Source organism: Novosphingobium flavum, assembly GCF_014230315.1.
Taxonomy (GTDB): Bacteria; Pseudomonadota; Alphaproteobacteria; order Sphingomonadales; family Sphingomonadaceae; genus Novosphingobium; species Novosphingobium flavum.
The window spans coordinates 295,309-315,667 of sequence record NZ_JACLAW010000005.1; the positions used below are offsets into that span (position 1 = coordinate 295,309).

11 protein-coding genes are annotated in these 20,359 nt (G+C 67.0%); all 11 read left to right on the top strand.

The genetic code is table 11. The features are described 5' to 3' along the window. Positions 1-5: 5 nt before the first annotated feature. The 11 genes from H7F51_RS08345 (at position 6) to H7F51_RS08395 (ending at position 20,340) form a co-directional block, all read left to right on the top strand. Complete coding sequence (locus H7F51_RS08345; RefSeq protein WP_185663781.1) at positions 6-2,180, top strand: TonB-dependent receptor; 2,175 nt, start codon at positions 6-8, stop codon at positions 2,178-2,180. A gap of 87 nt (positions 2,181-2,267) precedes the next feature. Then, positions 2,268-3,227, top strand: coding sequence for an alpha/beta hydrolase (locus tag H7F51_RS08350; protein ID WP_185663782.1), 960 nt, complete (start codon positions 2,268-2,270; stop codon positions 3,225-3,227). A gap of 111 nt (positions 3,228-3,338) precedes the next feature. Then, positions 3,339-4,799, top strand: a complete 1,461-nt coding sequence (gene pdxR, locus H7F51_RS08355; protein WP_185663783.1) for a MocR-like pyridoxine biosynthesis transcription factor PdxR — start codon at positions 3,339-3,341, stop codon at positions 4,797-4,799. Positions 4,800-4,905: 106 nt separating this feature from the next. Then, a complete protein-coding gene (locus tag H7F51_RS08360) occupies positions 4,906-6,078 on the top strand; it encodes a PepSY-associated TM helix domain-containing protein (RefSeq protein ID WP_185663784.1) in 1,173 nt (390 codons plus the stop codon). Then, positions 6,075-9,332 (top strand): amidohydrolase family protein, encoded by a 3,258-nt coding sequence (locus H7F51_RS08365; protein WP_185663785.1) that lies wholly within the window; start codon positions 6,075-6,077, stop codon positions 9,330-9,332. Before H7F51_RS08360 ends, H7F51_RS08365 begins: the two co-directional genes overlap by 4 nt. Before the next feature lie 114 nt (positions 9,333-9,446). After that, positions 9,447-10,106 carry an FMN-binding negative transcriptional regulator gene (locus H7F51_RS08370; protein WP_185663786.1) on the top strand — a complete coding sequence of 220 codons (660 nt, stop codon included), beginning with the start codon at positions 9,447-9,449 and terminating at the stop codon, positions 10,104-10,106. Between the two features lie 183 nt (positions 10,107-10,289). Next, a complete protein-coding gene (locus H7F51_RS08375; protein ID WP_185663787.1) occupies positions 10,290-13,298 on the top strand; it encodes a TonB-dependent receptor domain-containing protein in 3,009 nt (1,002 codons plus the stop codon). Between the two features lie 92 nt (positions 13,299-13,390). Then, positions 13,391-15,127, top strand: a complete 1,737-nt coding sequence (locus tag H7F51_RS08380) for a tannase/feruloyl esterase family alpha/beta hydrolase (protein ID WP_185663788.1) — start codon at positions 13,391-13,393, stop codon at positions 15,125-15,127. Positions 15,128-15,192: 65 nt separating this feature from the next. Beyond that, positions 15,193-16,809, top strand: coding sequence for a carboxylesterase/lipase family protein (locus tag H7F51_RS08385; protein WP_185663789.1), 1,617 nt, complete (start codon positions 15,193-15,195; stop codon positions 16,807-16,809). A gap of 156 nt (positions 16,810-16,965) precedes the next feature. Beyond that, positions 16,966-19,800, top strand: coding sequence for a TonB-dependent receptor domain-containing protein (locus H7F51_RS08390; RefSeq protein WP_185663790.1), 2,835 nt, complete (start codon positions 16,966-16,968; stop codon positions 19,798-19,800). Positions 19,801-19,854: 54 nt separating this feature from the next. Further along, complete coding sequence (locus H7F51_RS08395) at positions 19,855-20,340, top strand: cupin domain-containing protein (protein ID WP_185663791.1); 486 nt, start codon at positions 19,855-19,857, stop codon at positions 20,338-20,340. The last annotated feature ends 19 nt before the right edge of the window (positions 20,341-20,359 follow it).

Genomic DNA, 20,359 nt, shown 5'->3' on the forward strand with positions numbered 1-20,359 from the left:
CAGAAATGTCGAAGTCGATCATCGCCAGGCCATTGATCAGCATGGCCGCGCTCGCCGCCGCCTCGGCCTCGCCCGCTGCGGCGCAAACCGTCACGCAGGGCAGCGAAGACATCGTGGTTACGGCCCAGCGCAACAACCAGACCCAGGTGGTCGACAGTGGCTCGCTTGGCGTACTGGGCCTGCAGGATGCGATGAACACGCCCTTCGCGGTCAAGTCCTATTCGGATACGCTGATCCTCAACCAGCAGCCCTATACCCTGGGCCAGGTGCTGGAAAACGATCCCTCGGTCCGCACCAGCCTTGGCTTCGGCAATGCCTCCGAGCAGTTCGTGATCCGCGGCTTCCCGCTCTATGGCGAGGATATCGCGATCGACGGCCTGTTTGGCATCACCCCGCGCCAGCTGGTCTCGCCCGAGCTTTACGATCAGGTCCAGATCCTCAACGGCGCCAGCGCCTTCTTGTTCGGTGCGGCCCCGGGCGGCACGGCGCTGGGCGGTACGGTCAACCTCATGCCCAAGCGGGCCAGGGCCAAGGATATCAACCGGATCACCGCCAACTACCTGTCCGACGAACACTTCGGCGGCGCTTTCGACTACGGCCGCCGTTTCGGTGAGAACGACAGCTTCGGCGTGCGGATCAACGGCGCCGGCCGTTGGGGTGATGTCTCGGTCGATGACGAATACCGCAGTTCGGTCGTGCTCGGCACGGGCTTCGACTATCGCGGCGAGCGCCTGCGCCTCTCGCTCGATCTCGCTTACCAGCGGGTCAAGGTGCAGCACATGCGCCCGATGGTCCAGCTGGCGGGTGTGACGGCCGTCCCGGCCGTTCCGGCGGCGGACATCAACTATGGCCAGAACTGGAACTACACCACGCTGCGCGACATTTTCGGCATCGCCAAGCTGGAATATGACATCACCGACAAGATCACGTTCTATGCCATGGGCGGCGCGCGCGACAGTGCCGAGCGCGGATACTATCAGGGCTTCAACGTGACCAACGCCCAGACCGGGGCGGCCTATGTCACCGGGTCCAACATCCCCCGCAATGACAACAACGAGGCCGCCCAGGCCGGCATTCGCGCCAGGTTCGCCACCGGGCCGCTCAGCCACGAGGTCAACCTCGGCGGGGCCAAGGTCTGGCAGGTCAACCGCAACGCTTACGAGTTCGGCACGTTTTCGCCCGACGCCACCAACGCCAGCAATCTCTACGCGCCATCCCAAATCGCCTTGCCCACTTTCAACGTGTTCACCGGCGGCAACCTGGCTGATCCTTTTGCAATGAACCGGACCCAGCTGACCAGCCTGTTCGCCTCCGACACCATCGGCCTGCTGGACGACAAGGTGAAGATCGTTGCCGGGGCCCGCTGGCAGAAGATCAATTTCAAGACCTATTGCGGCGGCGCCGTGTTCTTCGGCTTCCACCTCGACAGCTGCGTGCCCGGCGCTTTCGTCTCGCAATATGAAAAGAGCGCGACGACCCCGGTGATCGGCCTTGTCGTGCATCCGACCGAACACTTCTCGTTCTATGCCAACCGCATCGAGGCCCTGCTGCAGGGGCCGACCGCGCCGAGCGGCACGATCAACGCCAATACCGTATTCCCGCCCTACAAGGCGGTGCAGTACGAAGCCGGTGCCAAGTTCCAGTTCGGCCGCTGGAACGCTTCAGCCGCGGTTTACCAGACCGAGATGCCGCAAACCTTCGTGAGCGCGAACGTCTTCACGCTCGACGGCCAGCAGCGCAACAAGGGGGTCGAGTTCACCTTCAATGGCGAGCCGGTCAAGGGCCTGCGGATCATCACCGGCCTGTCGATTGCCGAGGCCAAGCAGACCCGCACGCAGGGCGGCACCTTCGACGGCAAATGGGCCATCGGCGTGCCCGACTACACCGCCAACGCCAATGTCGAATGGGATCTCGGCTTCCTGCCGGGCGTGACCCTGACCGGCCGGGTCATGCAGACCGGCAAGCAGTATGTCGACCAGGGCAACACGCTCGTCCTGCCCGAATGGACCCGCTTCGACCTTGGCGCCCGCTATGTCATTGCGGTCCACGACGTTCCGGTGACCTTCCGCGCCAACGTCGATAACGTCGCCAACAACCGCTACTGGGCCTCGTCGCTCGGCGGCTATCTCGTGCAGGGCCTGCCGCGCACCTACAAAGCCTCGGTCACGATCGACTACTGAGCTTTCCTTGATCGTCCGGGGCAGGCGCTTGATCTTTTCGCCTGCTTCTGACGATCACTCATCCGAACTCCGAAAAGGACCGGGGACTTGGACCGCAGCGCCATCGAGCCTGACATCCTTCGTTTCATCGAGGCGATGCAGGCCGAGTGGGCGAAACATCCGCCTTTCGCCAGCCTCACCCTTCCCGAGGCCCGCGCCGTGGCCGAAGAGGTTCGCCGCCCGTGGCGCAGCGGCGGGCCGGTCATGGCCGAAACCATCGAATACGAACTGACAACGCCCGGCGGACCGCTTCGCCTGCGATGCCATGTTCCCGGCGCTGGCACCCCGTTGCCGGCGTTTATCTACCTTCACGGCGGCGGTTTTACGCTGTTCAGCATCGACACCCACGACCGGCTGATGCGCGAATATGCTGCCGCCAGCGGCTGCGCCGTGATCGGGGTGGACTATCCGCTCTCTCCCGAGCACCGCTTCCCCGTGGCGCTCAACCGGATCGTGGCGCTGCTGCGCGCGCTGGCGGCTGGAAACAGCGGGCTGGAGCCTTGGGTTGATCCCGCGCGGCTGGCGCTGGGCGGGGATTCCGCTGGCGCCAACCTGTCGGTCGCCGCCGCGCTGGCGCTGCGCGACCTGAGGCAGGGCGGGTTGGTGCGCGCCCTCCTGCTCAACTACGGCGCCTTTGCGCCCGGTGTCTCGGACGAGGCGGAGGCGCGCTTCGGCGGAGCAGGCGCGATCCTCGACCGGGCCGAGATGGACTGGTTCTGGAGCAATTATCTCTCAGGGCCGGGCGATGCCGCCAATCCGCTGGCTGCGCCCCTCCATGCCGATCTTGCGGCCCTGCCGCCAAGCCTGCTGGTCGTGCCGGAACTGGACGTGCTGACCGAGCAGAGCGAACAGATGGCTGCGCGCCTCACCGCCTGCGGCGTCGATGCGTCGATGCGGCTCTATCCGGGCGCGACGCATAGCTTCCTTGAGGCGATGGCGATTTCCGCCCTCGCGCGCCGGGCCATCGCTGATGGCGCGGCTTTCATCGCCGCAGCCCTTGCCCGATAGGCGGCAAGGACCCCCGAAGTGCCGAAAATTGCCTTGGCTGGCGGGACCACGTGCTTGCCACGGGCGAGCCGGCGCAATAGCGTTGCGCCTCTCTGTCCGATGAGCCTTGCCATGCTTCGCCCCTGGAAGATGATCCTGCGCGAACAGATCGACGCGAACCGCGCCGTGCCGGTTTACATGCAGATCATCCACGCCCTGATCCGGGAGATCGAGAGCGGACGGCTCGCCCCCGGCACTTATCTGCCCAGCAGCCGGGAAATGGCCGCCGCGCTCGGGGTCAATCGCAAGACCGTGGTCCTCGCATATGAAGACCTGATTGCGCAGGGCTGGCTGGTCTCGGCCGGCACGCGCGGCACCATGGTCTCCCGGTCGATCGAGGCGCCGACCCACCAGCCGGAGGCGGCGGGCGAGGCGCTGGCCAGCGGCGCGGAATACAAGTTTGCCCTGCCGCCCGAACGCCCATTGGCCTTGCCCGGCAGGTCCGGGGTGAAGCTTGACGAAGGCGCGCCGGATGGCCGCCTGTTTCCGGCCGAACTGCTGACCCGCGCCTATCGCGGCGCCATCACCGCGGCCTCGCTCGCCAACGGCTTCCAGTACCGTGATCCGCGTGGCTCGCCGCACTTGCGCGAAACCATCGCCGAAATGCTCCGCAGCGAGCGCGGCCTGCTGGTCTCTGCCGACAATGTCTGCATCACGCGCGGCAGCCAGAACGCGATTTTCCTGGCGGCACAGGTCCTCATCCGGCCCGGCGATGCGGTGATCGTGGAAGAGCTGACCTATGAACCGGCGGTCGCCGCTTTCAACGCCTGCGGGGCGCGGATCGTGCCGGTCCGGCTCGACGAGGGCGGGATCAATGTCGAGGACGTGGAGCGGGCCTGCCGCCGCGAGCGGGTGCGGGCCCTGTTTCTCACCCCGCACCACCAGTTCCCCACCACGGTCTCGCTCCGCCCCGAGCGGCGCCTGCGCATTCTCGATCTCGCCCGCCAGTTCGGCTTCGCCGTGATCGAGGACGATTATGATCACGAGTTCCATTTCGAGAGCCAGCCCCTCCTGCCCATGGCGGCCTATGCGCCGGGGCGGGTGATCTATGTCGGCTCGCTGTCCAAGCTGCTGCTGCCCGCGCTGCGCATCGGCTACATCACTGCCCCGCGCGAGGTGATCGACGCTGTCGCCCACGTCATTTCGCTGGTCGACGGGATGGGCAACACCGTCACCGAGGACGCAGCCAACGAACTCATCCGCACCGGTGAATTGCGCCGCCACGGGCGCAAGGTTCGGCAGGTCTATGCCCGCCGCCGCGCCGCGTTCTCGGCCGCGCTTGGCGAATTTTTCGGCGATATCGCCCGGTTCGCCGAGCCGGACGGCGGACTCGCTTTCTGGCTGCGCTTCCCGGATGCCGAGCGGATCGAGCGGATCGAGCGCAACGCCCCGGCGCGGGGCCTGCGCTTTGCCCAGTCGCGCTCGTTCATGACAGTGCCGGATGCCCCGCGCGGCCTCAGGCTGGGTTTCGCCAGCCTGGGCGAATGCGAGGCCCGCGATGCGCTGCGCGTCCTGCGCGCAGCGGCGAATTGACGGGTTTATGGACCCGTCAGGCCCAGCGGAACTGGATGTTTCGCCGGTCCGTCCGGCAGGGTGGAACCATGGTCCCACGGGCAACCGGAACAGAGGCGGGGTAACGATGACGTCCAGTCTGCACACCTTCTGGACTGCTGTGCATCGCTATTCGGGGCTGGCCATCCTCGTCTTCCTCGGTTTCGCAGCGCTGACCGGCTCGGTGCTGTGCTTCATGCGCCCGCTCGATGCCCTGATCAACGCAGACCTGTTCCGCCAGCAGCCGGTTTCGGCCCCGCCGCCCGTGGCCGAGGTGGTCGATCGCTTCCGCGCCGCTCACCCGGAATACGCCGTGCGCTCGTTCCCGCTGGATCCGGCCGCCGATCAGCGGATTCCGGTCAGGATCTTCGCCGCCAAGGGGCAGGATGGTCAGGACATCGACCAGCTCTTCCTCGACCGGGCGAGCGGTGCCATCGTCGGCGCCCGCCTTTCCGCACCGGCGCTCAACCGGCGCGGCGGCATCCAACTACTGCACGACGCCCATTACACCTTGATGCTGCAACCCTACGGGCGCTGGTTCATGGGCGCCATGGCGGCAGTCTGGCTGATCAGCAATTTCGTCGGCGTCTACCTGACATTTCCGCTGCGCGGCCCTTTCTGGACGCAATGGAAACGGACCTGGCGCTTCAGCTTCAGGAGCACCTTTTCGCGCCTGATGCTGGACCTCCACCGCTCGTTCGGGCTCTGGCTGATCCTGCCGCTTACCCTGTTGGCGGTGACTTCGGTGGGCTTCAACTTCTTCGAGGAAGGCTACGCGCCGCTGGTCGACCGGATCGTGCCGGAAGTGCAGCAGAAGCTCCCGGTCGTGCCCGCGCCCCAGCCGCTCCCGCTCACCGCGTCCGGAGCCGTCGCGCAGGCCCGATCGGTCGCAGCGGCCATGGGCGGGCCGTGGGTGCCGGCCAGCGTATTGATGAGTGCCGCCAAGGACCGCGTGGGCGTGACCCTGACCGACGATGGCACCCTGTCCTATCGCGATCTGGGCCCGATCTATCTCTATTTCGATCCCGCCACCGGCAAGCCGGTCGAGGTGACCGACCCCTATCACGGCAACCGCAACCTCGCGGCTTACCGGCTGCTCTATCCGATCCATAGCGGGCACGTTTTCGGCTGGCCCACCGTGGCGCTGGTCTTCATCTGCGGGCTGGTCACCTTCGCCATGTGCGTGACCGGTGTCTACCTGTGGTGGAAGCGCCGCCCGATGCGGCGCGGCGGTCCCGCCCGGCGCGAGGCCCGGGCATGAGCGCAAAACTGCACCCTGCGCTCGCCGCTTTCGCGCTGCTCGCCGGCGTCGGCGCGCAGGCTGCCCCGGCCGCCCGTTCTGACCGGGCCGACCTGCCGCTCCAGCCCGCGCGCGAGCTTGCCATCGATGCCCGTAGCGGCACGTGGATGTCGCTCGACCTTTCGCCCGACGGCAAGACCATCCTGTTCGACATGCTCGGCGATCTCTACGTCATGCCGGCAACCGGCGGCGAGGCGCGCCAGCTCACGCGCGGCCTTGCCTTCGACAGCCAGCCGACCTGGTCGCCCGATGGCCGCTCGATCGCTTTCGTCAGCGATCGCAGCGGGGCTGACAACCTGTGGGTGATGAAGGCCGACGGCAGCGGCGCCCGCCGCATCACCGCGCTTGACGATGAAAGCGTGCTGGCCTCCCCGGCGTGGAGCGCGGACGGAAAAGCGCTGTTCGTCAGCCGCTATTATGCCGATCGCAACAATTACGAGCTGCTCTCGGTCGGCCTCGGCGGCGCGATTTCCATGATCGCGCCGATCCGCAAGGAGGCCTCGGCTGCGCGCGGGCAGTGGCAGAGCAATCTTGGCGCGGCGCCCTCGGCGGATGGCCGCTACGTCTATTTCGCGCGAGCGGTCGGCGGGCTGGACTATGACGAGGTCAACACCTGGAACATCGTCCGCCGCGACCTTGCCAGCGGGGCCGAGGCCACGGTGATCGGCGACACCTCCGAGCGCGGGCATGACAAGCTCACCGCCTTTCGCCCGGTTCTCTCGCCCGATGGCCGCTACCTCGCCTACGGCACCCGGCGGGAGACGACGACCCAGCTGCGCCTGCGCGATCTCGCCACCGGGGCCGACCGGCGCATCGCCGCGGCCGACCCAGATCAACTCGAAGCCTCGATGTGGCTCGACATCCTGCCGCGCTACGATTTCACGGCCGACGGCACGGCCCTGATCGTCAGCCACGGTGGCGGTTTCGAGCGGATCGACACCGCCAGCGGGGCGGTCACCCGCCTGCCTTTCCATGCTGCGATGAAGGTCGCGGTCGGGCCCTCGACCCGGCAGGACATCCGCGAAGGTAGTGGCCCGGTGCGCGCGCACTATGTTCAGGCTCCGATCGCCTCGCCCGATGGCACCCGCATCGCCTTTTCCGCACTCGGCCGCCTCTACGTGCAGGCCGCCGCGCCCGGCAGCCAGCCGAAGCAAGTGCCCACCGGCGAAGATCCTGCCTTCCAGCCCGGCTGGAGCCCTGACGGCAAGACGCTAGCCTTCGTCACCTGGAGCGAAGGGCAGGGCGGCATGGCCTGGACTGTACCCGCCGATGGCTCTGCCCCGCCGCGCAAGGCCGCCGACCTTGCGGCCTACTATTCCTACCCGACCTTCACGCCTGACGGGTCCGCCCTGATCGCTGTGCGCTCGCCCATGGCCGCCCGGCGCAGCGCGACTTTCGATTTCGGCCAGCTGCGCGTCGCCGATCTCGTGTCGCTCCCGCTCGCCGGGGGTGCGGCGCGGATCGTCCACACCGGCAATATCGGCGGCCGACCCCATTTCGCCGCACGCGCCGACGAGGCCTACCTGCTCTCCGGCGAAGGGCTGGTCGCGGTCAACCTGGCCAGCGGCGCGGCGCGGACCGTGGCCCGCGCGGAAGGCCCCGCCTACTACTTCATGGAAGGCGATTCCCCTGCCGACGATCTCCGGATCAGCCCGGACGGCAAGTGGCTGATCGCCCTCAAGAACGAGCAGCTCTACCTCGCCCCGGTCCCGGCGGACGGCGCCCTGCTTGACCTCGCCGGAAATACCACCGTGCGCCGGCTGACCGCAATCGGGGCGAACTTCGCCGAATGGCGCCGCGACGGCAGCATCGACTGGTCGGTCGGCTCGCACCTGCGCCACTTGACGCTGGCCCGGGCTCTCTCCGCCGCGCCGCGCATGGCCGAAGGGGCGGCGGATACCGTCACCATGGCGGTCGAGGCCCCGCGCGACCTGCCGAGCGGCTCGCTGCTGCTGCGCGGCGCGCGGGTCCTGACCATGGCTGGCGGCGACCGGGTGATCGAGGATGCCGATCTGCTGGTCACGGGCGATCGGATCGCCGCCGTGGGCCCGCGCGGCTCGTTCCCGATCCCTGCGGGAACGGCCCTGCGCGACCTTGCGGGCGAGACCATCGTCCCCGGCTTCATCGACGAGCACGACCATATTGCGGAAATCCGCCGCAACGTGCTGAGCCTTGAGGACTGGGGCCTGCGCGCCCGGCTGGCCTATGGCGTCACCACCAGTTTCGATCCCTCGACGCTCAGCACCGACATGATCGCCTATCAGGACCTGATCGATGCGGGGCAGGTGCTGGGGCCGCGCCTGCGCTCGACCGAGCAGGCGATCTTCTCCTACAACCGCTTCGACAGCCTCGATGCGGTCCGCGCCGTCCTGCACCGCTACCGCGACGACTACGGCCTCGCCAACATCAAGGAATACCGCACCGGCAACCGGCGGGTGCGGCAGTGGATGGCCATGGCCGCGCGCGAACTCGGCCTGCAGCCGACCACCGAGGGCGCGCTCTCGCTCAAGCTCGACCTGACCCAGATCCTCGACGGCTATGCCGGAAACGAACACGCGCTGCCCGCCGCGCCGCTGGGCGAGGATGTGATCGGCCTGATGAAGGCGATGCGCACCAGCTATGCCACGACCATGATGATCACCCACCGCGGGCCGGAAGGGGCGGACTGGTTCGCGGTGCATGACAATGCCTCCGAACTGCCGCGCATTCGCCAGTTCTGGCCGGTCGCCGCGATCCGCCAGAAGCTTGCCCGGCGGCCGGGCAGGCCGCTTGCCGACTATGGCTTCGGAGTGATCGCCGCGGGCGCCGCGCGCCTGCAGCGCGAAGGCGGGCTGGTCGGCATGGGCGCGCACGGCGAAGTGCCGGGCATCGGCTTCCACTGGGAAATGCAGGCCCACGTGATCGGCGGGATGACCCCGCTCGAAGTGCTCCACGCCGCCACCGCCGGTTCGGCCGAGACCATCGGCCGCCTCCACGATCTCGGGACGATCGAGCCGGGCAAGCTGGCCGACCTGGTCGTGTTTGAGCAGGATCCGCGCGAGAACATCCGCAACACGCTGGGCATCGATCTGGTGATGCGCGGCGGGCACCTCTATCGCGGCGCCACGCTCGACAGCGTCTGGCCGGTGGAGCGCAAGCTGCCGCCGCCGTGGTTCGCCGCTGGCGACGAGGCGGAGCAATGGCTGCCCGTGCCGGAGCAGCCGCCCGCCCACTGAGCTTGGCCCCCTTGGTCGAGGGCAGACTGGATGTTTAGCCCATCCAGCCAAAGGTCCAGCCTCGCCTTGAATTGATCCGGCCCTGACTGGCGGGGCACCCGGAGGCGGCAGGATATGGACGGCGAACAGGGCAAATATACCGTGGCAACCGCTTACCCCGGCGGCGGGCAGGGGCCGTTCGACCGCTTTGCCCCGCGCGATGCAGCCGACCTGATCGCCGATTATCCGCTCGCCTGGATCGTGCCCGAAGCGGCCGGGGCGGCGGCACCGAGCCTCTTGCCGCTGCTGGCGCGGACCGACGCCGTGGGCAATGTGATCGGGCTGGTCGGCCATATGTCGCGGCGCAGTCCGCTCCGGGCGGCGCTCGAGGCGAACCCGCGCGCACTGCTCCTGTTTACCGGCCCCCAGGCCTTCGTCTCGACCGCCTGCGTGTCCGATCCGGCCTGGGCGCCCACCTGGAACTACGCGCAGCTCAGGGTCGAGGCGGAGGTTCGCTTCGCCACCGGCCATGCCGACGCGGCGCTGGCGGCGCTGGTGCGTCACATGGACCGCGATGAGCAGACCGGCTGGCAACCCGAGGCCGTCGGCCCGCGCTATCGCGCCATGGAGCAGGCGATCATCGCCTTCGAGGCCGATGTCACCCGGCTGGAAGGACGCTTCAAGCTCGGGCAGGATGAAACCTTGCCGATCCTGCGCGAGATCCTGGAGCGGCATGCCGACCCCGGCCTGGTGAAATGGATGCACCGCGCCAACCGGGACCGGCTCGCAGATTGACGACCAGCCCGAGATGGCGGCCAATCACGCCCGGATCGGCGCTGCGCAGCATGTTCCTCGCGCGGCCACCTGCTCCCGTCCCATGATCGTTCAGAAAAACTGAACGTCACAATCACGATTCACCGTTTTGGCGATCGGACTGCGAATGGCACAACCCTGCAATAATAAGCAGGAGGGGCTGGGATGTTGCGCAAAAAGGTTTTCGCGCTGGTGGCTGGTTGCAGTTCACTGGCATTCGGCGTTGCACACGCACAAGGCGTGAACGCGTCGGCCAATGCATCGGAGGATGCGCCCAAGGCCGCGGCCGAGGACATCATCGTCACCGGCTCGCGCGTCATCACCAATGGCAATGACAGTCCGAGCCCCGTCACCGTCGTCACGCTCGATGACCTGTTGACCTCGCGGCCGACCACGGTGTTCGAGGCCCTGCAGGATCTCCCGCAGTTTTCCGCTGGGCGCGGCGGCGCGGTGGGTGGAAGCACCGGGCAGGGCGGCAACAACAACTCGATCGCCTCGCTCAACCTGCGCGCGCTCGGGTCGCTGCGCGGCCTCGTGCTGTTCAACGGCCACCGGGTCGCGCCGCAGAACCTCGACGGGCAGGTCGACCTCAACCAGATTCCGCAGCTTCTGCTGCAGCGGGTCGATATCCAGACCGGCGGTTCGTCGGCCGTCTATGGCTCCGACGCGATCACCGGCGTCGTCAATTTCATTACTGACCGCAAGTTCAATGGGGTCAAGGCCAACGCCCAGTACGGGATATCCTCGCGCGGGGATGCCGAAGGCCACCAGTTCGGCCTGGCGGCCGGCACCGGCCTGTTCGGTGGGCGCGGCCATATCGAGGGCAGCGTCCAGTACCAGAAGGATACCGGCCTCTACCGCGACGAGCGCCCCAATATCCAGGCGCCGGGCATGTGGTGGTGGTCGATGCAGGGCAACGGCACGGCCGCGAAGCCCTATTTCCTCACCCAGAATGCCCGCGATCGCACCCTCACGGCGGGCGGCGTGATCCTGACGCCGACCGGCGCGAGCAATCCGCTGCTCAACATGAATTTCACCACCAACGGCGTACTCTCGCAGTTCGTCAATGGTGATACCTCGGGCACGATCGGCAACTTCCAGGTCGGCGGGCAGGGGCAATGGGCTGCCCAGCACACCACCCTCAAGACCCCGCTCGACATGCTGCAGCTGTTCGGACGGTTCGACTTCGACGTGACCGACAACGTGCGGTTCTACGTCGATGGCTATTACAACCGCTCCAACCAGTTCTCGACCCTGTCGAACCTGCGTTCGCAGGCCTCGGCAACGACCGCACTGGGCAACGGCTTCGTGATGAGCGCGGACAACGCTTTCCTCGCCAAGGCCTATTCCGACCAGCTCAAGGGCGCGAACATCTCCACCTTCACCCTTGGCAAGGTGTGGGATTCGAACTTCTACCCGGTCCAGAGCTACGACTTCTGGACCCGCAATCTCAGCGTCACGGCCGGCTTCGAAGGGTCCTTCGGCGCGGGGTGGCAATGGGACATCTCGTTCACCCGCTCGCGCAACAAGCAGGACAACCGGGCCAACGAGAGCTGGAGCACTGGTCGCTTCTTCGCCGCCCTGGATGCCGTGGTCGATCCGGCCACGGGCAAGACCGTCTGCCAGGTCTCGCTCACGCCCAACGCCGGTCTCTATCCGGGCTGCGTCCCGATGAACATCTTCGGCCCAACCGCTACCACCAAGGAGATGTGGGACTACGTCCGCCAGGTCACCTATTTCTATTCGACCACCAATCACAAGGATCTGTCGGGCTCGCTTACCGGTTCGCCGTTCGAGACCTGGGCTGGCCCGGTCAACGTCGCCGTTTCGGGCGAGTGGCGCAATCTGGACTACCTGTTTGTCAGCTCGGCCGAGCCGCAGAACGTCGATCCGTTGTCCTGTACGGGGCTGCGCTACAACTGCATCACGCCCACGGCGACCAATGCCGGCACGTCCAAGATCTTCACCAACGGCACGGCCGGCACCGCGCTGGGCCAGCCTGTCTGGCAGGAGGTCAAGGAAGCGGCAATCGAGGCGGAGGTTCCGCTGCTCAAGGATTCCGCCTTGGGTGATGACCTCTCCGTCAACCTTGCCTTCCGCCATGCCGACTACAAGTCGCGCGGCACCTCGGTAGCGGCCATCGCGCCCAAGACGACCACCTTCAAGGCCGACACCTGGAAGGTCGGGCTCAACTGGCACGTCAGCGACGCGGTGACCTTCCGCGCCACCCGCTCGCGTGACTTCCGGGCGCCCAACCTGGGCGATCTGTACCTGCCCGGCCGCGTCCAGGGCCTGCTCCTCACGGAGGACCGGCTGACCGGGGCGCAGAACGTGCTGACCCAGTCCTACACCGGCGGCAATCCGGATCTGAAGCCCGAGGTCGGTTATACCACTACCTTCGGGGTCGTGTGGAAGCCGTCGAGCCGCTTCAGCCTTGCCGTCGATGCCTTCGACATCAACATCAACAACGCGATCACCAACGTCAGCGGCACCGACGTAGCCTATCAGGATGCCTGCAAGAACAGCCAGGGGGCCTCGATCTTCTGCACCCTGCAGGTCCGCCCGCTCGGCTACACCAATACCACCACCGCCAACAACGCGACCCTGTGGTACACCTCGGCCCCGCTCAACATCGCCACGATCAAGACCCGCGGCGTGGACGTTGAGGCCAACCTGCAACTCGAGGCGCTCGGCCGCCCGCTGCAACTGCGCGGCCTGCTCAGCTACCAGCCCTACCTGAAGTCGATCCAGCCGCTGTCGCCCACGCTGGATTCGGCCGGGGTCTCCTCGCCCAAGGCCCGCGTCCAGCTGGCCGTGCGCTACAAGCCGACCGATACCTTCACGATCGACTGGTCGACCCGCTGGCGCAGCAGCCTCAAGAACCTTGATACGGCATCGACCACCGCCAATATCATCCTTGCCGACAGTCAGAAGGTGAACTCGGTCTCGTTCTCCAACCTGACGCTGACCTATACGGTGCCCAGCTTCTTCGGCGGCAAGCTGGAGACCTATCTCAACGTCCTCAACGTCTTCGACACCAAGCCGCCGGTCTACGTGCCGGTTGGCGGCGGGTCGTTGTTCGGCCAGGCGGCTGGCACCAACGGGGTCAGCTTCTATCCGGGCGACGATGCCATCGGGCGCTACTTCAACATCGGCGCGCGCGTGCGGTTCTGAACCGCACGCACAGCCCCAGCCGCCAGGCCCAACGCGAATCCGAGGTGCAGATAATGACGAGTGCAGACAGGTCCGTCCGGCGCTTGCCGCGGATGGCATCGGGGCTTCGCGCCTTGGGCATGCTGGTGGTGGGGGCGGCCAGCCTCCAGCTAGCGCCCGCCGCGCGGGCCGCGGAATCCCCCGATCTGCCGGCAGTCCGCCCGATCGTCCCTTGCGGCAGCCTCGCCAAAGTGGATCTCGGCAAGACCGCCGGCACGAAGGTAACCTTCACCGCCGCGCTGGTGCAGACGCCGAAAGGCGCCTTCTGCAAGGTCGCCGGCGAGGTCGATCCGGGCAACCAGTTCGAGATCAACCTCCCGGCCCAGCGCTGGACCCAGCGCTACGTCCAGAGCGCTCAGGGCAATATCGCGATCGCCAATGCCGGCACCTGCGCCCCGGCGACCAATGGCGAGGTGGTGGTCGGCGTCAACAGCCGGGGCGGTTCGCGCCGGCGGGAAGGCTGGCAGGTCGATCCGCCCAAGCGCGTCGCCTTTGCCTACCTGCTCAACCATCAAACCGCCCTGATGGCCAAGGAACTGATCCGGCGGTTCTACGGCCGCGCGCCGCGCTACTCCTACTTCACCGGCTGCTCCGGCGGCGGCCGCGAGGTCCTGATCGAAGCCCAGCGCTATCCGGACGACTTCGACGGGATCGCGTCAGGGGCTCCGGCGATCCTGCTTTCCGTTCACAACGGCGGTTTCTACCACGGCTGGGAAGCCCGGGTGAACCGGCGGGCCGATGGTTCCGTCATCCTCACGCGGGAACGGCTTGGCATCCTTCACGATGCGGCCATCGCGCACTGCGCGGCGCGGTCCGACGCCATGGACGGGATACTCCAGATGCCGACCGCCTGCACCTTCAACCAGGCTTGGGTACGATGCCCGCCTGGCGCGCCCGACAGCCGGGCCTGCCTGACGGCGGAAGAGGCCGGCGTGGCGGAAAAGCTCTATCAGGGCGCACGCGATGAGACCGGGCGAGGGTTCGACATGGGCGGTTTCCCGCTCGGGTCGGAACGCCTCTGGCCGCTGAGCATTCCCGGCGAAGTCGGGGAAAGCCGGGCCGGCGGCGAACTGCGCTATCTCCTCCCGCTGCCCGAGGCCGACCAGAGCGCGGAGGCGCTGGACGCCGCATTTCGCTTTGACCAGGCGTGGTTCGACAAGATCCGCGTCCTCGCGCCGCTCTACAACGGCGCGAACACAAACCTGGAACCCTTCCGGCAGCGCGGCGGAAAGCTCATTCTGTGGCAGGGCGCCGAGGATGCCGTGGTCCAGCAGCAATCGACCATCGCCTATTACCAGGGCATCCAGAAGCTGGTGGGGGAGCAGGAGGCCGACAGTTTCGTCCGCCTCTTCCTGTTGCCCGGCGTGGCCCATTGCGGTGGCGGTGATGGTCCGGCCCAGATCGACATCCTGACGCCGCTGATGGCCTGGGTTGAAGGGGGCCGGAAGCCGGCCATGATCGTGGCCGGCAAGCCGGCGGGCCAGCGCACCGCGATCCCGGGTGACCGCGCCGTGCCGGTCGACCGCACCGGCCCGCGCTATCCCTATGCTCCGGCCGCCCAGCCGGCGCTGCTGACCCGCCCGGTCTTTCCCTTTCCGGCCATTGCCCGCCACGACGGTACGGGCGACCGGAACGATCCGGCCAGCTACCGCCCGGTCCGCTCCTCGGTCGCGGTTCCGCAAGAGCTGAACAGCCGCGCCGCCGACCTGATCGGGCCCGACAACCAGGCGTTCTACCGGATCGTGAACGACCGCCTCGTGGCGGGCAAGACCAGGGCCGCCCGCCAATAGGACCCAACTTGAAATCAGGCCATGCCGGGAATCGGCAAGCCGGGGAGAAGCCGAAGATGAAACGCATGGCAATTGCACTGGCCGCGGCGCCGGGCCTGCTCGGGGCTACACAGGCTGCGGCGAAGATGGACCAGCCGGTCCACCTCGATACCGGGCTGGTCGCCGGCGCCCCGATCGCGGATTCCCCGCTGACCGCCTTCTGGGGCCTGCCCTATGCCGAGGCGCCGACCGGCAAATTGCGTTGGCGGCCGCCTGTTCCGGTGAAGGCGTGGAAGGGCGTGCGGCCCGCAGACTATCAGCGCCCGCTTTGCCCGGACCTGCCAGCGCGGAACGGGAGACCCGAGGTTGCCCGCAGCGAGGACTGCCTGAACGTCGATGTGGTGACCGGGGCCGACAGCGCGGCCGAACGGCGGCCGGTCATGGTGTGGATTCACGGCGGCACCCGCGGCATGGGAGGCTCGGCCTCGCCGAACATCAACGGTGCGGAACTGGCGCGCAAGGGCGCGGTCGTCGTCACCATCAATTATCGCGGCGGGCCCTTCGGCCTGCTCGCCACGCCGGAACTGTCGAGGGAATCGGGGCGGGGCGCCTCGGGCAACTACGGCCTGATGGACAATGTCCTCGCGCTGCAGTGGATCCAGCGCAACATCGCGGCCTTTGGCGGCGACCCCGGCAACGTCACGATCATCGGCGAATCCTTTGGCGCCGCGACCTGCCACTTCCTCTCGCTGTCGCCCCTCGCCAAGGGGCTGTTCCATCGCATGATCACCGAGAGCCATTCGCTCTATCCGCACGATCCCCTGATCATGCAGGTCGCCGCGAAATACAAACCGCTCAAGGATGCCGAAGCGGACGGCCTCCACTTCATGGAGGTTGCCGGGGCGAAATCGGCGGCGGACCTGCGCAAGCTGCCGTGGGAAAAGCTGGTCGAAGCCTTCGAGAAGAGCGGCGCGCCGGAGGATTTCATCTGGAGCTACGTGATCGACGGCTATGTCCTGCCGCGCAATTTCTCCCAGACCTATGAAGCCGGCGCACATCCGGCGATCCCGGTGCTGACCGGGGAAAACCGCGACGAGAACCGCGCTTCTGCCGATACGGCCTTCGACCTCGTCGCCGCGGGCAAGGCGAAGCGCCCGAACCCGGCCATGTACACCGGGTTCCTTGGTGTCGCGGGCTACCGGGACTATGCGGCCAAGCGCTTCGGCGCCATGGCCGAGGAATATCTCGGCCTCTACCCGGGCAACACGGACCGGGAGGTGTTCGATTCCGCCAACGCCGCGATCCGCGACAACCAGCGGATCTCGCCGTGGACGTGGGCCAATCTGTTCACGGCCAAGCGCAGCGAACCGGTATTTCTCTATTTCTTCACGCACGCCCCGCCGGGCCCCAACCGCGGCATGATCGGTGCGTTCCACGGCTCCGAGATCCCCTATGCCTTCAACCGGCCCGGTGCGAACTGGACCGATGAGGACCGGCGCATTGCCGACATGATGTCGACCTACTGGGTCAACTTCGCCCGGACCGGCAATCCCAACAGCCCCGATCTGCCGAAATGGGCGGCGTTCGACGGCAAGACCGAACGCGTCATGGAACTGGGCGATCACTTCCAGCCGATCCCGTTGGCCGACAATGTCAGGCTCGATTTCTGGCGGCGCTTCTACGCCTCGCAGCCGGCCCGCTAGGGTAAAGGTCCGCGCAACGGCCGGCGGCATGATGTCGGCCGGTGCGCGGACCCGGGCAGATTATCGAATGCATCGCCGAGAAGATCGGATTGTACTCGGCAGAGTGATCACGCGCATCTGACGCCCAACGCAAGCAATGCGGATTGGGGAGATGACATGATCGATATGCGCGGTGTCCTGTGCACCCTACTGGCCGGAAGCAGCATGGTGGGCCTTTGCGCCCCGGCTTGGGCCCAGGCGGCGAATGCGGCGCCGGAAGCGAGCGCGGAGCAGCCGGCCGACATCATCGTCACCGGTTCGCGCACGATTGCCAATGGCAACAACAGCCCGACCCCGGTCACGGTCGTCACGACCGACAGCCTGCAGAACGTACGCCCGGCCAGCCTGACTGACTCGCTCCAGGTCCTGCCGGTCTTTTCCGGCTCGCGCGGGCTCAGCTCGAACCCCAGCGCGACCGGCACGACCGGCGGCGGCAACGGCACTGCAGCCCAGCTCAACCTGCGTAACATCGGGGCCCAGCGCAACCTCGTGCTGATGGATGGCCGCCGCGTGCCGCCAACCTCGTTCACCAACATCGTTGATGCCGACGTGATCCCCCAGATGCTGATCAAGCGGGTCGATCTGGTCACCGGCGGCGTCTCGGCCGTTTATGGCTCGGATGCGGTCTCGGGCGTGGTCAACTTCATCACCGATACCGGCTTCAACGGCCTCAAGGCCCAGGCCCAGGCCGGCATTTCCAGCCGCAGTGACGATGCCACGCACGAGATCGGGCTCGCCTGGGGCACCCGCATCGGTGAAAGCAGCCACTTCGAGATCAGCTACGAATTCCGCGACGATGCCGGCATCTCGCGTCGGTCGGACCGCGAATGGTTCAACCGCACAGTGATTGCGGGCAATGGCACGACGGTTCCCTATTTCGCGATCCCCTACGCCACCCTTCCGAGCCAGCCGTTTGGCGGCCGGATCACCTGCGGCGCGACCTGCGCGATCAACGGCCAGTACTTCGCGAGCAACGGCGTGCTTTCGCCGTTAGTCACTGGAACCACCTATGCCGGGACGACCACCCAGAGTGGCGGCCCGGGCGGCTATTATGACACGGCGCTCAAAGCGGCGCTCAACATGCACCAGGTCTTCGCGCGGTTTGACACCGACTTGTCGGACAATATCCACGCCTTCGCCCTCGTCGGTGCCAACTTCAAGCGGAACCGCTTCGCTGCCGAGGACGTGCTGCTGTCAAGCGTGACGCTGAGCCGCTCGAACGTCCTCCTTTCGCCCACCTATGCGGCGCAGATGCCGTCCGCCACTTTCACCCTGGGCGAGATGTTCAATCAGAACGCCCGGCTCGACGTGATCGCGGATTCCCGCCAGATCACCGCCTCGGCCGGCCTCACGGGCAAGTTCGGCGGTGCTTCGTGGAGCCTTGACTACACGCACGGCGATGCCCGCCTGACGACGGTTGTCGGCAACAACCTCAACAACCAGAAGCTCTCGGCCGCGCTCGATGCCGTTGCCGGTCCGAATGGCCCGGTCTGCTACGCCGCGACCCAGGCGGCGACGGCCGCGGCCTATGCCAATTGCGTCCCACTCAACCTGTTCGGCCCGAGCGCGGCCAGCGCGGCGGCGACCGACTATATCTTCGACGATACGCGGTCGGTTTCGTCCACCCGGCAGGACGACGTCAACGCGAGCATCAGCGGTTCGCCGTTCGATACCTGGGCAGGCCCGGTCGCCATGGCGCTTTCGGGAGAGTACCGCAGCCAGAGCTTCGACCAGACCAGCGACGGCACGCCGTCGATGGTGGCGGACTGCACCAACCTCCGCTGGAACTGCACCACGGCCAGCGCCACGACGGCGGCCACGCCGCTGCTGGTCAACACCTTCGCGCCCAGTCCGAAGATCTCGATGAACGTGTGGGAAGCGGCGATCGAGGCGACCGTGCCCCTGCTCAAGGACGTGCCCTTCGCGGCCAATCTCGATGTCACCGGTGCGGCGCGCTATACCAAGTACAACACGGTCGGCGGCTACGCCACGTGGAAGGGCGGGTTCAACTGGGCGATCAACGACGACCTGCGCTTCCGCGGCACGATCTCGCGCGATATTCGCGCGCCCACGCTCTATGACCTGTTCGGCCCGACCACGGTCAGCTACAACAACTACACCGACACGAAGACCAATACGTCCGCCTTCTTGCCGCAGTTCAACCAGTCCAACTCGGGCCTGACTGCGGAAATCGGCCATACCAAGACGATCGGCGCGGTCTACAAGCCGCACTTCGTCCCGGGCCTGAGCTTCGCGGTCGACTATTACGACATCAACATCACCAACGCGATCGTCACGCTGCAGGGCACGGCGGCTCAGATCCAGTCGGGCTGCAACAACGCGGGCGTCCAGCTCTATTGCGACCTTATCGTGCGCAATTCTTCGGGCGTGGTGGTCAACTACATCCAGAAGCCGATCAACCTTGCCCGGATCCGTACCTCGGGCGTCGACTTCGAGGTGAACTACCAGGGCCAGCTGTTCGGCCGGCCGCTGTCGCTGCGCGGCCTAGCCGCTTACCAGCCGCACATCCGCTATATCCAGCCCTCGGTGCCGACGATCGATCAGGGCGGGGTGGCCTTCGGTTCCAACGGCATTACCGCCAGCCCGTCGTGGCGGCTGACCGGGACGCTCAGCTACAAGCTGACCGACGCCATCCGCATCGACCTGATGGAGCGTTGGCGTAACCGGCTGGCGATCTCGGGTGACCCGACTGTCACCTTCGCGCCGGATAGCGGAACGATCCGCCCCTATGCCCAGACCTCGGTCAACGTCTCGGTCTCGGTCGCGCCGCACTACGAGTTCTTCTTCAACGTCCAGAACCTGTTCGACGCCGCTCCGCCGGCCGCCAACCTTACCGGTACGGCGGGCACGCCCGGCCAGCGCAACGGCTTCGCCTCCACCGACGACGTGGTCGGCCGCTACTTCGTGGCCGGCGTGAAGATCAAGATGTGAGCCTGCCGGGCCGGCGGTTGCCGCCGGCCCGGCCTTGTATTGGAGAAGGCCTTGATGAACCGGTTTCTGATCGCGGCAAGCCTGGCGGCGATGGCGCCGGCGCCGGCCATGGCCCAGGATGCGCCGGGCGCCCCGGGTGCCTACGTGACCGCAGGCCAGATCGCCGCCGCCCGCGCACGGGCCGTGGCGGGCGTGCGGCCCGGCCACGGTACGTCGAGCCAGGCGCTCATGACTTACGGCCCCTACACGGCCAAGCTGGAATACCACACCGGTCCGAACATCGCGAATGCCCACCCTGGTCAGGCCGAACTGTTCCAGGCGCTTGAAGGCAGCGGCGCCATGGTCACCGGCGGCACCATCGTCCGGTCGGGCGAGAGCAGCAGCATCGTCGGCGGAACCGAACGGCGCATCGCCGCCGGAGACGTGTTCATCGTTCCGGAAGGCATGCCCCACTGGTTTCCCCGGGTCGACGGCCACCTGGTCATGATCTCGGTCATGCTGCCGGCGCCGGCCCCGATCACCGCCATCACCACCAAGTAATCAGCGATCGAAAGAAAGA

Bases quoted from the DNA above. Each gene is read 5' to 3' on its own strand.
- H7F51_RS08390 (WP_185663790.1), top strand. From the start codon at position 16,966: ATGATCGATATGCGCGGTGTCCTGTGCACCCTACTGGCCGGAAGCAGC.
- H7F51_RS08395 (WP_185663791.1), top strand. From the start codon at position 19,855: ATGAACCGGTTTCTGATCGCGGCAAGCCTGGCGGCGATGGCGCCGGCG.
- H7F51_RS08370 (WP_185663786.1), top strand. From the start codon at position 9,447: ATGGACGGCGAACAGGGCAAATATACCGTGGCAACCGCTTACCCCGGC.
- H7F51_RS08360 (WP_185663784.1), top strand. From the start codon at position 4,906: ATGACGTCCAGTCTGCACACCTTCTGGACTGCTGTGCATCGCTATTCG.
- H7F51_RS08385 (WP_185663789.1), top strand. From the start codon at position 15,193: ATGGCAATTGCACTGGCCGCGGCGCCGGGCCTGCTCGGGGCTACACAG.
- H7F51_RS08345 (WP_185663781.1), top strand. From the start codon at position 6: ATGTCGAAGTCGATCATCGCCAGGCCATTGATCAGCATGGCCGCGCTC.
- pdxR (WP_185663783.1), top strand. From the start codon at position 3,339: ATGCTTCGCCCCTGGAAGATGATCCTGCGCGAACAGATCGACGCGAAC.
- H7F51_RS08365 (WP_185663785.1), top strand. From the start codon at position 6,075: ATGAGCGCAAAACTGCACCCTGCGCTCGCCGCTTTCGCGCTGCTCGCC.
- H7F51_RS08375 (WP_185663787.1), top strand. From the start codon at position 10,290: ATGTTGCGCAAAAAGGTTTTCGCGCTGGTGGCTGGTTGCAGTTCACTG.
- H7F51_RS08380 (WP_185663788.1), top strand. From the start codon at position 13,391: ATGGCATCGGGGCTTCGCGCCTTGGGCATGCTGGTGGTGGGGGCGGCC.